This is a genomic window from Bacteroidia bacterium, from assembly GCA_033391075.1.
Taxonomy (GTDB): Bacteria; Bacteroidota; Bacteroidia; order J057; family J057; genus JAWPMV01.
This window is the reverse complement of record JAWPMV010000001.1, coordinates 4,241,926-4,258,457: the sequence shown is the minus strand read 5'-3', so window position 1 is coordinate 4,258,457 and position 16,532 is coordinate 4,241,926. Positions and strand designations below refer to the sequence as shown.

General features: G+C 43.6%; 13 protein-coding genes. 7 read left to right on the top strand and 6 right to left on the bottom strand.

The window, feature by feature from the left end; all coding sequences use genetic code 11:
- Positions 1-153 precede the first annotated feature (153 nt).
- A complete protein-coding gene (locus tag R8P61_16910; GenBank protein MDW3648751.1) occupies positions 154-822 on the bottom strand; it encodes an SDR family NAD(P)-dependent oxidoreductase in 669 nt (222 codons plus the stop codon).
- A gap of 309 nt (positions 823-1,131) precedes the next feature.
- Between R8P61_16910 and glgP the strand changes: the two genes are divergently transcribed.
- The 7 genes from glgP to mnmE all read left to right on the top strand — a co-directional run bounded on the left by glgP (position 1,132) and on the right by mnmE (position 12,005).
- Positions 1,132-2,784 carry an alpha-glucan family phosphorylase gene (glgP, locus tag R8P61_16905; GenBank protein ID MDW3648750.1) on the top strand — a complete coding sequence of 551 codons (1,653 nt, stop codon included), beginning with the start codon at positions 1,132-1,134 and terminating at the stop codon, positions 2,782-2,784.
- Between the two features lie 8 nt (positions 2,785-2,792).
- Positions 2,793-3,956, top strand: coding sequence for an ABC transporter substrate-binding protein (locus R8P61_16900; protein MDW3648749.1), 1,164 nt, complete (start codon positions 2,793-2,795; stop codon positions 3,954-3,956).
- A 196-nt stretch (positions 3,957-4,152) separates the two neighbouring features.
- Complete coding sequence (locus R8P61_16895; GenBank protein ID MDW3648748.1) at positions 4,153-6,222, top strand: transketolase; 2,070 nt, start codon at positions 4,153-4,155, stop codon at positions 6,220-6,222.
- Positions 6,223-6,236: 14 nt separating this feature from the next.
- A complete protein-coding gene (locus R8P61_16890) occupies positions 6,237-7,727 on the top strand; it encodes an FGGY family carbohydrate kinase (protein MDW3648747.1) in 1,491 nt (496 codons plus the stop codon).
- A 76-nt stretch (positions 7,728-7,803) separates the two neighbouring features.
- Positions 7,804-8,820, top strand: coding sequence for a formylglycine-generating enzyme family protein (locus R8P61_16885; protein MDW3648746.1), 1,017 nt, complete (start codon positions 7,804-7,806; stop codon positions 8,818-8,820).
- Between the two features lie 70 nt (positions 8,821-8,890).
- Positions 8,891-10,426: a DUF4301 family protein gene (locus R8P61_16880; GenBank protein ID MDW3648745.1), complete on the top strand. Its 1,536-nt coding sequence runs from the start codon at positions 8,891-8,893 to the stop codon at positions 10,424-10,426.
- Positions 10,427-10,616: 190 nt separating this feature from the next.
- Entirely contained in the window at positions 10,617-12,005 is a 1,389-nt protein-coding gene (gene mnmE / locus R8P61_16875) for a tRNA uridine-5-carboxymethylaminomethyl(34) synthesis GTPase MnmE (protein ID MDW3648744.1), read from the top strand.
- A gap of 4 nt (positions 12,006-12,009) precedes the next feature.
- Here mnmE and R8P61_16870 read toward each other — a convergent pair whose 3' ends face one another.
- The 5 genes from R8P61_16870 to R8P61_16850 form a co-directional block, all read right to left on the bottom strand.
- Entirely contained in the window at positions 12,010-12,840 is an 831-nt protein-coding gene (locus R8P61_16870) for a hypothetical protein (GenBank protein ID MDW3648743.1), read from the bottom strand.
- Positions 12,841-12,941: 101 nt separating this feature from the next.
- The gene (gene rpsU, locus R8P61_16865; GenBank protein MDW3648742.1) at positions 12,942-13,133 is read right to left on the bottom strand and encodes a 30S ribosomal protein S21; all 192 of its coding nucleotides are present in this window, start codon (positions 13,131-13,133) and stop codon (positions 12,942-12,944) included.
- A 268-nt stretch (positions 13,134-13,401) separates the two neighbouring features.
- Positions 13,402-13,761: a hypothetical protein gene (locus tag R8P61_16860; GenBank protein ID MDW3648741.1), complete on the bottom strand. Its 360-nt coding sequence runs from the start codon at positions 13,759-13,761 to the stop codon at positions 13,402-13,404.
- Positions 13,762-14,191: 430 nt separating this feature from the next.
- Positions 14,192-15,598, bottom strand: a complete 1,407-nt coding sequence (locus R8P61_16855) for an RtcB family protein (protein ID MDW3648740.1) — start codon at positions 15,596-15,598, stop codon at positions 14,192-14,194.
- A 126-nt stretch (positions 15,599-15,724) separates the two neighbouring features.
- Complete coding sequence (locus R8P61_16850) at positions 15,725-16,447, bottom strand: hypothetical protein (protein MDW3648739.1); 723 nt, start codon at positions 16,445-16,447, stop codon at positions 15,725-15,727.
- Positions 16,448-16,532 lie beyond the last annotated feature (85 nt).

Below are 16,532 nucleotides of genomic sequence, written 5' to 3'. Positions count from 1 at the left end.
GTCGCGTTGTATATGCAGAATTGGTTTAACGCATACAATTCTTAAATTGGGTAGATTCATTGAGGGAGAGCTTTGCTTTCCCTCTTCTTTTTTTTACAAAAGAATCCTCTCGGATATTTCGATCCGAAATGCCTTTCCAAAAATAAGTAGAGATTAACTCATAGCGGTCAGGAGTTCCTGTACGTAATCCATAGAATACGAACTAGGGGCCTGTCCGGGAGCAGCTGTGGCGTCTGGTGAAAGGAAAACCAATCCTGAGCCAGAATAGGATAGCGCATGAACACTTACTCCTTTATGCCTTACCTTATTATGCAAGGTTTTGGAGAAAGTCATGAGCATTCGCTCAGTACTTTTGTAGTGATCCAATGCCCAGTCGTGCATATTCTCAGGGCCTGTAAGGACATTGAGAATCTCTCCCTGACCACTGCGAAGCATTTCGGTGGCAAAGAGTTCATTCAATTCAGAAAGGGTAAGGAAATCAAGGTGTTTCCCAAAATCTTCTTCCTGAAAATCTGCAATATCTTCAAAAGGTAACTGGAACTCGAGGATATTGATCAACATTCCAATGCTTTCCACATTTTCTGAAAAAGCCTGGGTAAACAGGACAGATTCAAAAATATTGTCTGCGCTATCAAATCCACTTAGCTCTTCTGATATGATTTTGAAGCTCGTGTCGGGAAAGGAGGGCATAAGAATCTGTCTGGACTGTATCAGACTATTTTCGTCCGAGTCCACCATTATCAACTGCTTTCCTTTTAGGGCGGCCATCCTCGCAAAATCCTGACCTATTCCATCGAAAGCCCCGACAATTAAGGCTTGCATACTAGTGTGTTTGGCATTGAACATGGAGGGTAATGTCTTATTTTCCTTCATGTCATTAAATTTCAGTTCTATTCCTCAAGCCATTATTCAGAGATCGTGATGTAATTAAGACAGCCTTCTCTTTAATGGGTCACTCAGAGTCTGCCAAAATTATATATTTTTTTTCGGCAAAAAACCAGCCAGAAAATGCACCTGCATGACTTTGTAACATTCGAGGATCAAGGAAGTTGTAATTGTCCTCAAAGCCTCTAATTTTGCCGATATCAAAGATAGATATATTAAACAACCCATCAAATTATTTAGCAGTAAATGAAAAAAGATTGCAAATGGGAACACCCTTATACCTACCCAAAAAAATATAGCAAAAAAGTCGCCTATTTTTCGATGGAATTTGGAGTGGATACCGCTCTGAAAATCTATTCCGGAGGATTAGGATATCTGGCTGGATCACATATGCGCAGTGGCTATGAGCTCAAGCAAAATATGATCGGGGTAGGCATGCTATGGAAACTTGGTTATTATGACCAGGTAAGAGATCATAATAGTGCCATGAAAGTACTTTCTCGTGAGCGCTATTATTCATTTCTGGAAGAAACTGATTTGATTTTTCCTGTCGAAATCAATGGACATACAGTAAATGTACAGGCTTTTTACCTGGCTCCGGAAGTATTTGGAACGGTTCCTATGTACCTCCTGAGTACGGACCGTGAAAACCTCAATGATTACCTTTCCTGTAGCATTACCCATCATCTTTATGATCCCAATCTGGCGGCACGTATTGCCCAGAGTATTGTTTTGGGGATCGGTGGAGCAAAGCTTGTGCAAGCATTGGGGGGAGCTGATGTTTATCATATGAATGAGGCCCATGCCCTTCCTATGGCATTTCATCTCTACAAGCAATCCAAAGACCTGAAAAAACTTTCGGATCAATTGGTATTCACAACACATACTCCTGTAAAAGCCGGAAACGAAGAGCATGACATCAATCTGCTGGATAAAATGGGCTTTTTTGATGGATTAGATCTCGATACAGTACGTAAGATCACTGATACGGAAGGAGATAATTTTGGCTATACACCGGCTGCACTCACTATGGCTGGAAAATCCAATGCAGTTTCTCAACTGCACGCCAAAGTGTCTAATGAGATGTGGGCTGGCGTAAAGAAGAAACCAGAGATTATTGGTATTACCAATTCTCAAAACCAGAAATACTGGCAGGATAAAAGCCTGAAAGCGGCTTTGGATGCAGATGATATGGATGCTCTCAAGGCTCGGAAGCGCGAAATGAAAGAAGAGCTCTTCGAGATCGTAGCTGATCAAACCGGAAAAATCTTAGATCCCGACCTTTTGACAATTGTCTGGGCAAGGAGATTCGCAGGATATAAGCGTGCTGACCTCATCCTGAGAGATCATACGCGTTTTTATGAATTGCTGATGCGTGCCAAAGACCCTATTCAGGTAATTTGGGCAGGTAAACCCTATCCACATGATGAGTCAGCCAAAGATACTTTCAATCGTTTGGTTCAATTGACTCGCCTGAGTGATAAGGCTACTATTTTGACGGGTTATGAAATGAACCTTTCTGCCGCCCTCAAAAAAGGCTCGGATATTTGGTTGAATACCCCGCGCAGACCTATGGAAGCTTCCGGAACCAGTGGGATGACTGCTGCTATGAATGGTTCTGTAAATTTATCTGTAAACGATGGATGGATTCCGGAGTTTGCCAAACATGGAGCCAACAGCTTTATCATTCCTGAAGCCGACACAACGCAATCTATAGAGATTCAGGATGAGCATGATTATCACCATCTGATGCGTGTGCTTACCAGTGAGATTATCCCTGCTTATTATTCTGAAGAAGGTAAATGGTGGGAAATTGTGAAAAATGGAATGAATGATGTAGTTCCGTTTTTTGATTCTGGCCGTATGGCTGATGAGTATTATAAAAGACTTTTTGCCTAATTTGGGGCATGCCCTTTTATAAAGACTTATCATCAAGAAGATATATACACAGTCTCATTTTACTGATGGGGCTGTGCTTTTTTTTATCCTGTAAGCAGGCGTCTGTACCTGAAACCAAAACGGCAGGAACATCCGTTGCTTATGCTCAGGGTTTTGATATCGAAGATAAAGGAGATTACCAATTGCTCCACTTCTTCAGGCATTATGAGAAAGCGATCGATACCCTAAGCTATCAATTGCAACCCAGGTCTTCTTCCCTTGAAAAAGATAAACAAGCGGATGCCCTCATCACGGTACCTGTCGAAAAGATCATTTCTCTCGCCAGTCCTTATGCAGCTATGCTTGAAAAGCTGGAAGCTCTGGATAAATTGGTCGCGATAGATCAGGGTGATTTTGTTTATAGTGCATCTGTTAGGGATAAATTAAGTCAGGGGGCTTTGACGGAATTGGGGGGAGGTCCTAATCTGGATGTCGAAAAGGCCCTGAGCCTGGAAGCAGATATTCTTTTGTATTCAGCCTTTCCTGGTTCCCAATCCTCCAAACTGGAACAATTGGAAGCTCTGGGAACTCAAACCTTGCCTTTGGCAGAGTGGCAGGAATATAGCATGCTGGGAAGGGCAGAGTGGATCAAGGTATTCGGGGCTCTACTGGGAAAAAGAAAAGAGGCAGACAGTATTTTTCTGGAAATTGATCAAATATATCAGGAGGTAGTAGCTCAGGTTAAGCCCCTTTCCAGGCAGCCTGTCATCATTAGTAGTTTACCTTTTAAAGGAATCTGGTCCGTACCTGGGGGCGATAGTTATATGGCGAAATTGTATCAGGATGCAGGAGCCAGATATTACTGGAGAGATCAAGAAGGGACAGCTAGTATTCCCCTTTCCTTCGAAGCAGTATATCCAGCGGGCCTTGAAGCAAATATCTGGATCAGCCCGGGAGCCATAAGATCCTACAAAGCCCTGATAGCTCAGGATGAAAGATTTTTAGATTTTTCGTCTGTCCAAAACAATAAAGTATATCACAATTATAAACGATCACTGCAAACAGGGGGAAATGATTATTGGGAATCCGGAGTAATCAATCCTCACCTTATTCTCAAAGACCTCGTTAGTATCTTTCATCCAGAACTCCTTCCAGGCTATACACGGGTTTATTTTGAAGCCCTGGAAGAGTAGAAAGAAACGCTACTATCTAAAGGTCATTTTGACCATAAGTTAATTTTCTGTAATTTGCCCCTCAGTAGTGATCCAGAACAGCAGGGAATGATCCTCTATTTCGGACCCTTTGTGAAAAGATGAAAAAGTGTCTGATAAAGGATAGCAATTCGCGAAATTCCTTCGTTATTTTGCGCCAAATAAATAACACATCTCTATGTCAGAGCAAATTACCTATCCCACGCTAGATACAGCGATTTCCATCAAAGCTGCCGACAATATCCGTATCCTCTCTGCTGCCATGGTTGAGAAAGCCAAATCGGGTCATCCCGGTGGTGCCATGGGAGGAGCTGATTTCGTAAATATCTTGTTCTCCGAATTTCTCAATTTTGATCCTGATGACAATCAATGGCCATTCAGGGACAGATTTTATATGGATCCCGGGCATATGTCTCCTATGCTGTACTCTATTTTGGGGCTATTGGGCAATTACTCCATAGAGGATATCAAAAATTTCCGTCAGTGGGGAAGTCCTACTCCCGGCCACCCGGAAGTAGACCTTGCAAGAGGAGTTGAAAATACTTCAGGACCGCTGGGGCAAGGGCATACCTTTGCTGTAGGAGCCGCTATTGCAGAACGCTTCCTGGCAGATCGCTTTGGTGAGTGGACCGCACACAGGACGTATGCCTTTATTTCTGATGGAGGTGTCCAGGAAGAAATTTCTCAGGGAGCAGGTAGAATAGCCGGATTTTTGGGATTGGGAAATCTCATCATGTTTTATGATTCAAATGATATCCAGTTGTCTTCTGTTGTGGCTGATGCTATGGATGAGGATACAGGAAAGAAATACGAAGCCTGGGGTTGGCATGTGATTACCATAGAAGGTAATGATCCCAAAGCCATCCGTAAAGCTTTGAGAGAATCTATTGCCGAAACGGAGCGCCCTTCTTTGATCATCGGAAAAACGATCATGGGAAAAGGTGCAGTTACGGAGGAAGGTGAGAGCTTTGAAAGAGAAGTTGAAACCCACGGCCAACCTTTGAGTAAAGCGGGAGCATCTTTCGCCAAAACCATAGCGAATCTCGGAGGTAATCCAGAAGATCCCTTTGTCATCTTCCCCGAAGTTGCTGATATGTATGCGGCAGTAAAAGAAAGCCGTCGTAAAGAAGTAGCTGTAAAAAGAGCAGCTCAGACAAAATGGGAAGCGGTAAACGCAGAAGCTGCAGCAAAACTCAATAGCTATTTGAGTGGAGAAGTTCCAGCCATTGATTATGCATCTATCGAGCAAAAAGCTAATAATGCGAGCCGTAATTCATCCGGTACCGTTTTGGCACATTATGCTGATCAGGTAGGCAATATGATTGTTTCTTCTGCCGACCTTTCCAATAGCGATAAAACCAATGCTTTCCTCAATAAAACCACCACTTTCAAAAAAGGTGATTTCAGTGGAGCATTTTTACAATCCGGAGTTTCAGAGCTGACCATGGCAGCAATAGCAAATGGAATGGCTCTGCATGGAGGGGTAATTCCTGTAGTGGCTACCTTTTTTGTATTCTCTGATTATATGAAGCCTGCCATTCGTCTGGCCTCCCTCATGGAACTGCCTGTGAAATATGTTTGGACACATGATGCTTTCCGCGTAGGAGAAGATGGACCTACTCACCAGCCGGTTGAGCAGGAAGCACAGATTCGTTTGCTTGAGCAATTGAAAAACCACTCGGGCAAAAGCAGTTTCCTCGCTTTGCGTCCTGCTGATGCACATGAGACAACCGTAGCCTGGAAAATGGCCATGGAGAATACTGCTACCCCAACAGGTCTGATTCTCTCTCGTCAGAATATTAAAGACCTGCCCGTAGAAGGAGATGCTTATACTTCTGCCTTACGTGCAGAAAAAGGAGCCTATGTAGTTCAGGATACAGAAGGAAGCCCTGATATCATCTTTGTGGCAAATGGATCTGAGGTAGCGACCCTGATCGATGGAGCGGATAAACTGAGAGCAGAGAAAGGATTGAAAGTTCGTGTGGTATCTGCCATTTCTGAAGGACGTTTCCGCGAACAATCTGCTGACTACCAAAAAAGTGTAATTCCTGATGGTATCCCGGTAATGGGAATGACAGCTGGATTGCCTGTTACTTTGCAGGGATTGGTTGGACCCTTTGGAAAAGTTATCGGCCTGGATCACTTTGGTCATTCAGCTCCTTATACTGTATTGGATGAAAAGCTGGGCTACACCGGCGAAAATGTATACAATCAGGCAGTCTCCTATTTAGCAGACTATGCCGGATAAGCAAATATGAACCTATGCTACTACTAGGATTGGATATAGGCAGTTCCTCTGTAAAGGGAGCTGTCCTGGATGGAAATTCGGGTAAAGTACTTGCTAGTTGCTTTTACCCCAAAAAAGAATTGCAAATCCATGCCCCTCAGGCTGGTTGGGCCGAACAAGACCCGGAAACCTGGTGGAGCTGTATCCAGGAAGTTTGCAAGGAACTTTTTACAGCCGATGGACTCGATACATCTCAAATCGGGGCCATCGGCATTTCTTATCAGATGCACGGTCTGGTAGTAGTAGATAAAGATCAGCAGGCCCTTCGTCCTTCTATTATCTGGTGCGATAGCAGGGCCGTAGAAATTGGCAAGCAAGCCTTTACGAGTATTGGAGTTGGCAAAACCCTGGTCAATCTCCTGAACTCTCCCGGCAATTTTACCGCTTCCAAATTAAAGTGGGTCAAGGAAAATCAGCCGGAAATCTATGATAAGATTCATAAGATCATGCTTCCGGGCGATTTTATAGCCATGAAACTTTCCGGAGATATCCGAACGACCGTTTCAGGTTTATCTGAAGGTATTTTCTGGAATTTTAAGGAAAATAGCCTGGCTCAAATGCTCCTGGATCATTATGGCATTGATGCTTCCTTGATTCCTGAGACCGTGGATACTTTTTCCCGGCAAGGAGAATTGAGTTCAGAGGCCGCAGAATTGTTGGGATTAAAGCCGGGAATACCGATTACCTATCGAGCTGGCGACCAACCCAATAATGCCATGTCTCTCAATGTACTCCGTCCGGGGGAAATTGCTGCCACAGCTGGTACTTCTGGAGTTGTATATGGGGTAAGTGATACAGTAAGGTATGATTCTCAATCCAGGGTAAATACATTTGCTCATGTAAATCACGGAGCTGAAACTCGACTCGGGGTACTTTTATGTATAAATGGGACGGGTATTCTCAATAGTTGGATGAAGCACAATTTGGCTTCACATCTGACCTATGAGCAAATGAATAAGGAAGCAGAGGAAATACCCATTGGTTCTGATGGGGTGATTATTCTGCCTTTTGGGAATGGTGCCGAACGGGTATTGTGCAATGAAAATCCCGGAAGTCAATTCTTCGGAATAGAATTTAACCGCCACAAAAGAGCTCATCTGATTCGAGCTGCACAGGAAGGTATTGTTTTCTCCTTTAAATATGGCATGGATATCATGCGGGAGATGGGCATCAACCCTTCTGTCATTCGAGCCGGAAAAGCCAATATGTTCCTCAGCCCTATCTTCAGAGAAACCCTGGCAGGAATTACCCAAACGCCTATCGAACTATATAATACAGATGGGGCTCAGGGGGCTGCCCGCGCAGCAGGAATAGGAGTTGGACATTATAGCTCATTTGAGGAGGCATTTGAAGGACTGAGTCTGCTGGAAGAATGCAATCCCGATCCGGAAAAGTCTTCTGCTTATCAGGAAGCCTATGGAAAATGGCTGGAAGCGCTGAAACAACATAGTTCTGCCGTTGAATAAATATTTTTTTATTCCTTCCAAATGGGGTAAATTTTAGGAAAAGAAATCGCTAAATTTAATTAGCAATAAACTCTCTATGTATTCAAATTCAAGAGGATTCTCATCCTTTTCAGTCATCACGCTACTACTATTCATAAGCAGTTTCTTCATTGCTTGTGATCAAAAGCAGGCAAAAGCTCAGATTGTCGATCAGACGCCTCCTCAGTCCGTAGCTCCTCCTAATCCCATGCAAGCTCATATGGCTGCTGTTGAAGGAGATATTAAAAAGATCGTTCCGGGCAATTTTGACAATCCTTATGAGGGCATGATCCAAATACCTGCAGGGGAGATTGAATTAGGTTCTATCGAAGGCTTGCCACGAGAAAAGCCGACCAGTTATCACAAATTGAACTCTTTTTATATGGATAAAAGCCCTGTTACGGTAGGGCAATATCGGAAATTCGTTGAAGCGACTGCCTATACAACAGAAGCCGAAAGATTTGGCAATAGCATTGTTCATGATATGCGGGGCCAAAAGGAATGGCATTTGGTGGATGGCGCTAATTGGCAATTTCCCAGAGGTCCTGAAGGAGGGAAAGCTCCCGATAATCACCCCGTTACACAGGTTTCCTATAATGATGCCCGTGCCTATTGTAAGTGGGCAGGTAAAAGACTACCCAAAGAAGTAGAGTGGGAGCACGCAGCAAGAAATGGTGATAACTCCCGTCAGAAATATAGTTGGGGGGAAGAGATAAAGGTAAAAGGGGTTTATAAGGCAAATTACTGGCAGGGATCTTTCCCTTTTGTAAATGAAGAAAAAGACGGTTTCCTCTACACCTCACCTGTAGGCAAATTTGGTGCAACACCCCTGGGTTTGACTGATATGGCTGGCAATGTATGGGAATGGTGTGAAGACTGGTATAAAATGTATGGCAAAGACGGCAAATATATTGAGACAACTCCAGGGCAAAGAGAACGCGTTATGAGAGGAGGATCTTTCATGTGCGAACCGGGTTTTTGTCATGGTTACAGGGTTTCTGGTAGATCTGGAACCTCTCCGGAATCTGCCTTATTTCACCTGGGTTTCAGATGTGTGAAAGATATTGAAACATAAAGACTAATTAATTACTGGAACTTTGGCCATTCGGCTTTATTTTTGCACACGAATTTTCAAAACACACTCTATGTTCACAGACGCCGATCTCCGTCAAATAGAAGAAAGAGGTAGTAGCCTTGCCGCTATAGAAAAGCAAATAGAGAACTTCAAACAAGGATTTCCTTTCCTGAAGGTTGTAAAAGCTGCAACTATTGGCAATGGTATCATTCGATTGAGTGAAAATGGGATTGCTCCCTATATTGCCAAATATGAAGGAGAACTCTCCCGTAAAAAAGTAGTTAAATTCGTTCCTGCCTCGGGAGCCGCAAGTAGGATGTTTAAGGCATTGTTTGCTTTTGCCGCTGCTTATGAAGGAAATAATGGAGTTGCTGAGGCTTTGATGGATGAAAATAATGGCGACCTAAAAAGCTTTTTTAGTCGAATTCGTGATTTTGCTTTTGCCAATGATCTGGATGCAAGCTTCAACGGTAGCAGTTTGGAATCCTTAATAGAAGAAAATCGTCATGTCGATATCCTCAATCATTTGCTTAATGAAGAGGGACTAGCATATGGAAGCCTTCCCAAAGGTCTTTTGAAGTTTCATAGTTACGGAGATAGTTCCCGAACTCCGCTTGAGGAGCATCTGGTTGAGGCGGCAAACTATGGAGCTGCACAAGGAGGTACAGCTTATCTTCATTTTACCGTATCTCCTGAGCATCTGCCCAAGTTTGAGGCTTTGGTAGCAGAGGTGAAAGAATCTTACGAAGAAAAGTACAACCTACAGTTCGACATTTCCTATTCCATCCAGAAACCTTCTACAGATACGATAGCGGTAGATCTGGAAAACAATCCTTTCCGTGAAGAAGATGGAAGCATTCTCTTCAGACCAGGAGGACATGGAGCTTTGATCGAAAACCTCAATGAAATTGATGCGGATATCATTTTCATCAAAAATGTAGATAATGTGGTCCCGGATCTGATAAAGACCCAGACCTATTTTTATAAAAAAGCCCTGGCAGGAGTTATCCTGAATTACCAGAAGCGCATATTCGCTTATTTGGAACGCATAGAAAATGGAGAAGAAAGAATTCTCAAAGAAATCGAGAGCTTTCTCCAAAACGAACTATGCGTCAAACCTCCGAAAGACTATGCAGATTGGGGGGTAGAGGAAAAGAAAAACTATTTTCTTCAAAAACTCAATCGTCCCATTCGTGTTTGTGGTATGGTGAAAAATGAAGGCGAACCCGGTGGAGGGCCTTTCTGGGCCTGGAATCCAGATAATAGTGTATCCCTTCAAATCGCTGAGTCCGCCCAGATCGATAAAAATGACGCAGCTCAATTGAGCCAAATGCAGCATGCCACCCACTTCAATCCGGTGGATTTGGTATGTGCGACTCGTGATCGCCACGGCAAGTCTTTTGACCTCACTCAATTTACCGATCCTCAAACGGGATTCATTTCCAATAAATCCAAAAATGGACGAGACCTCAAAGCCCAGGAACTTCCCGGCCTTTGGAATGGCGCCATGTCCAATTGGATCACCCTATTTGTAGAAGTACCGATCATAACCTTCAATCCTGTCAAAACCGTAAATGATTTGTTGCGGGAGCAGCATCAAGGGTAAGACGTGTTCATGTGTTCTAGTGTTCACGTTTTCTGGTGGTGTTTTCGTGCAGTAGTTGGAACTATTGAATACTAACAACAACACTAAAACACTACAACACTTGCTTCCCGACCCACAAGAAGCCAGGAACATGTCTTTTTCCCTAATACACTAACACCCCAACACGTTTACAAATCCTTATATTTGCCCCATGATTCATCATGAGGATAGCATAGTCGCGATCAGTACGCCTCAAGGCTCTGGAGCTTTAGGGGTAATTCGTGTTTCAGGAGCTGATGCGATATCCCTAGTCGATGGGATATTTTCCAAAGATATATCTAAGGCGGAAGGTTACAGCATCCATTTTGGGCAGATAAAAAGGGGAGAACAAATTCTGGATGAAGTACTGGCTACGGTTTTTCGTTCACCTCGATCTTTTACCAAAGAAGATGTAGTAGAAATTTCCTGTCATGGGAGTCCTTTCATCCTGCGGGAAGTCTTGGGATTGATTTTGGAGAAAGGAGCAAGGCTGGCGAAAGCGGGTGAGTTCACCCAAAGGGCTTATTTGAATGGAGCCATGGATTTGGCGCAGGCAGAAGCCGTAGCAGACCTCATTGCTTCCCAATCAGCCGGAGCCCATAAACTGGCCATGAATCAAATGCGGGGTGGAGTTTCTTCGGAGCTTAAAGCCTTGCGTGAGCAATTACTCAATTTCACATCTCTGATTGAACTGGAGCTCGATTTTGGGGAAGAGGATGTTGAGTTTGCAGATCGAAGCCAATTGGAGGCATTGGTGAAGGAGATCTTGGCGAAAGTACAGACCTTGATCGAAAGTTTCCGATTGGGGAATGCCATCAAACAAGGCGTCCCCACCGTCATCATTGGCAAACCCAATGCCGGCAAATCTACCTTACTCAATACCCTGCTCAACGACAATAGAGCCATTGTATCAGATATTCCGGGAACGACTCGGGATGTGATCGAAGACAGGGTCGTGATCGAGGGGATAGAATTTCGTTTGATGGATACCGCAGGAGTCAGGGAAACCGAAGATGTGATAGAAGCGGAAGGGGTAAAACGGACGCTAAAATTGGCTCATTCTGCCTCCCTGCTCATCTACCTGTTCGACTGCCAAACAGAAACCCCAGAGCAAGCCGCAACTTTCATCAATAGACTCGAACTCTCAGATGAGGTACAGGTGCTCTCCATCGGGAACAAGCTGGATGCCCTTACAGATCCCAAAGCCTACGCCCAGGAGCATGATACTGACATTTCCGGCCAATACCCCTGGATCATTATTTCAGCCAGGGACAAGCTGCATATGGACGCATTCCGTTCCCTCATGCTCGATGCGGTCAATAACTTCTCAAACGTACATGAGGGCCATACCCTCATCTCCAATGCCCGTCATCTTTCTGCCTTACAAAAAGCAGAAACGGCGCTTTATGACGTACAAAATGCCATGCAATTGGGCGTTTCCGGAGATTTGTTGTCCATTGACATCCGTACGGTATTGCATCACATCGGCGAAATCACGGGTGAGATTAGTACGGATGAGGTATTGGGGAATATCTTTTCGAAGTTTTGTATTGGAAAATAACCCCCTACACATCCTCCGCATCCCTCCAATAAAAATACAGCAAGACCGCTGACACTCCCGCCAAAGGATGCCAGATCAGCCCATGCGGTTGAAAGAAACTATCGGGATCGCAGAGAAAGTTCCCGCTATGAGAGGCCCACCAAAAGAAGGTCGCAACCAGGATGGAGAAGATGGAAAGGGACCAAAGCCAAATGGTCTTCGATTTGCCCTGCATGACTTTGCCTGTATGCAGCCAAATGTAAATCTCGACGCCAAAGTAGGCCACTACCAGGATGAGAATATTGATGAAGGAAGGAATAAAGAGGTGAAGGATGCTGAATAAAACCAGACTTAGCGAATAAATGATCCAAAAGGCTGTATCTGACTCCCAGATTCGTCGCAGCGAATAGCTAGCCAAAAAGGCGGCAAATACGTACATGGAAACTCCATCAATGAAATTGCCCCATTGGGTCAGGGAGGCGTGAAACCACATACTGCCTAAGCCCAAAAACAAGACTGCGAAAATATAGAGTTCGGGTAACCAACTATGGGAACGCATCTGATTGGGAGGAGGACTCCCGGCAAGATCTCTGCGATCCGCATAGACATAAAAGGCTACGATAAAGGAGCTGAGGAGAGAATAGAGATTGAACCAGGTATTTACTGGCTGACGAACGCCCGGGGCTCCGGAGCTTACTTCTGCTATATCAAATGATTCACAAAAACAGCCATTCGGGCTTTTGTATATACAATCGCTGGCTTGTCCCGGCCAACCTAATTGGACAAATAAAAGAAATGCTCCCAGGATCAGGGCAATGGCTACAATCCAAATGATGAAACCCCTGTATATGGTCATAAAGTAGGAATTAGAACTAATTCCTACTCAAACTACGATTTAAATCTTATTTGCTTTAGCTGGGATAGGAGATTTATGTATTCCTATAAGGCTAAATACCTCTAGGCCCCTTCGCTTTGCTTTTGAAGCTTATACTTCGCTTTTGCTACTTCTTGCCTGCGCTTGGTGGAAGGCTTGGTAAACTCACGGCGCTTTCTGATCTCTCTCATCATCTGCGTATCCTTGTGCTTTTTGCGATACCTTCTGATCAGCCTATCTACCGTTTCATTTACTCCTTTACGTACTATTAGCATATGGTTTTTATTTGTTGACTGTAGCCAATTAATTGAATTACGTGGTTTATCTCTTTTTAGACCCCAGTATCTTTTGAAGTCTCCGCTTGAAACCACAAGGTCATCATGGGAAGACCTTTTATTCTAATGAAAAGCTTAAAATCAGTATTCCGGAAAAATTATGAGGCAAGATGGCTTTCTGTTTATCCAAAATGCACCGACTGATCCAAAATGACTGCCTAAGCAATTTCGCCCGCAATTACGCGAAATAATTCCTGAGAAAAAATTATTAACCTAAGAGTCTGTGTACTTTTGCGTTTAGCTGGTGATCTTCTACCATTTTATCCGCAAAACTTTTATGGCCTGTAGGTGCAAGAAGGATGAATTGTCCATTTTTAACCTTGGCCAGGGTGCTCAGCAACTTATACTTGGAAAGAAGAAATTCTTTATCCATGTTCTTGGTGATGACTTCGACGTAATTCTTTCTTCCCAGAAAGACTCCAGTCAAATCAGGAGTAAAGGTTTTATCCTGATCCTTCATGGTGTACTGGGTAGGGGTATCATAGCCCTCGGAATTAGCTTTGATCTGGTCAAAACCCTGGCTTTTCGCCCAAGCTGCAGCTTTTTCAATAAGTGTTACATCTGTCATAATTCAGTTTTTGGGATATAAGTTGCACTCGATTTATAATTCCAGGACAATAGCAAGGAATTAAATTAGATAAGCTGCTACAAAGGCGAGAAATTTTTGTAGAATCGATAAACAAAGTCAAACTCGTGCAACACCTTTACTTAAATCAGGTTAGGGGAATAAGCGCGAAATCCATTACTCTTCTTTTTGGCTCTCTCCTCCTAAATCTTTTGCAAGATAATGCATAAGTACAAACTATGGAATTTTCTTTGGGGATTTGATTCGGAATTTTTTAATATTTCTATAAATCAAGGGCACTTTGGTAATTTTTCTCAGGAAAAATCCGTATTTTTCTATTTAGGCCTCGAAAAACTGAGTAAGCACCGAAGCGGGATTACTTCGGTGCTGCAGCTTTATACATCAACATTCATGATTGTGCCTGATAAAAAGATCAGTCGGATTCTCTGAAGGCATTTTCTCCACACATCCTCACGATCTTAGGTTGAAATTGTGCGACTACCTCAATCAGGTCCTTTTGGTGATCCATAACTTTATGGATGTCTTTGTAAGCCATTGGGGCCTCATCCAGGCCTGAACCGATGACTTCAACTCCTGCTTTTTGTAGGAAGGCAGCTACTTCAGCCTTATCCAGCAAGTTTTTCGCACGGGTTCTTGACATCAATCTGCCAGCTCCATGAGAGGCTGAGTTGATAGACTCAGGATTTCCTTTACCCCTCACAATAAAGCCTGGAGCAGTCATGGATCCTGGAATCACTCCCAGTACGCCTTTTCCTGCTGGAGTTGCACCTTTACGGTGGACGATGATATCATTGCCTTCTGCATCCAACTCTTTCCAGGCGAAGTTGTGGTGGTTTTCGATGATCGCCAATGGAGTCGCTCTCAAACCTACAGCCATACGCTCATGGATTTGCTGGTGGCAGGCAGAAGCATAGTCTCCCGCCAGGTTCATGGCCATCCAGTATTCTTGTCCGGCTTCGGTATCCAGGTCCAACCAGGCCAAATGCTTGGCTTCTTGAGGCAGTTTGCAGATCTCTCTGGCCATTTTTGTGTAATAGTTGGCCAAAGTTCCGCCAAAGCCTCTGGAACCGGAGTGGGAGAGGACAGCCAGGTATTTTCCCAATGGCAATCCGAATTCATTCTCTTCATCCAGAATCTCTGTGATTCCGAATTCGACAAAGTGGTTTCCCCCTCCTGAAGTACCTAGCTGGCTATATGCCTTATCTTTCAAGTCCTTGATGACTTTCACCTCCTTGAACAAATCACTTTCCATCACCTCATGATCCATCTTTCGCTTAAAGGTCTTTCTTCCAAAACGGGTGTTGTTCATCAACATCTTTTTCAAATTGGCCCGTTTATCCTCCAAAATGCTTTCTGGAAAATCGTAAAGGCTCATACACATTCTACACCCGATATCTACGCCCACTGCATATGGAATCACGGAATTCTTTGTTGCTAATACTCCGCCGATAGGTAAGCCATATCCCTGATGAGCATCTGGCATCAATGCGCCTCCCACAGCTACTGGCAATTTCATGGCAATATTGATCTGCTTCAAGGCTCCTTCCTCAATTCCTTCCTGTCCGTAGATTTTGTATTCCAGAACTTCCTCATTCAAAGGAATGGTGGTATCCTTTGGCTTTAGCAATTCTTGTGCAATCAATCCGAATTTTTCATCTTCCAGATAATTCTCTGGTGCTTCCAGAATTTCGGCCAATAAAGCAAGGGCCTCATCTTTTTCTTCTGCTGTGAAATGTTTGGCCACTGTTTTCAGGATAATTCCGATGACTTTTCCTTCTGGGTATCCGAGTGTCAAAATTTCTGTTCCTGTGAATTCCATATCTTTTTTCTTTCGTTGTGATACAAAGTAGGAAAGCTACTGCGCAATGTTTTTGCGCAGTAGCTGCTAATGAGAAAAAAATGATTAATTATTTTGTAACTGGCTGATATTCAGTAGAAAATAATATCATCTTTTTTTGAAGCCATCAGCTTCTAATTCATAAGAGTAGATGTTTAAGGGCTTGAGGCAGTCCTGAATGAGTTCATTTGCCCGTTTTACCGCAAAGATTCTGCTCGATACAGATTGATTATAGCTCAACATCTGCTGGGTTCTGAAGGCAAAGTCTTCATAAGCTTCCTGTTTTTCTCTATCACTGGCTCGAGAGAGTTTATTTCTCGGATGCACCAGGGCTTCCCAGATCAATTCCTTTAGGGAAGCGATTTGATGTTCATTCAGGTTCTGTCCAGGCTTTTTAACTTGCCATGCCTGAATATAGACCTGGCTAAGGATATCCACCAGATCATCAACCTTCCCGCCACGTAGTAAAAGCTCTGTATCAAAATCCAGGATGAGGTTATGGTAGTAAGAGACGCTTCGATTTCCCCTATTTGCCAAAGCTGTGCAAGTCAGACAATTGAAAGATCGGTAAAAACTACTTTGGGCGGCTGCCAGCGTCCCATTGTTGGAAATGCCAGCGCTACGCCTGTTTCTTTGATCGGGACGACTGTACTTTTTCTTGAGTTTATCCCGATGAGCTCGATTGAAGGTACTGATGGTAGTTTGTTGCAGGCCACTGTTGATGGACATGCTAGTCGTATTCCAAGTTCCGCTACTATAGTTGTAAATCGGGATTTGCGCGAAAGCCGAAAGGCCAAATAGGCTAAAAAGGAGATAACAAAAGGTTTTCATAATCTTTTTTGCCTAAATTCTTGATTCTCAACTGACTCAACAATACTACTTAATCAGTATTTCCTCAGATTGGGAAAGGCACTAG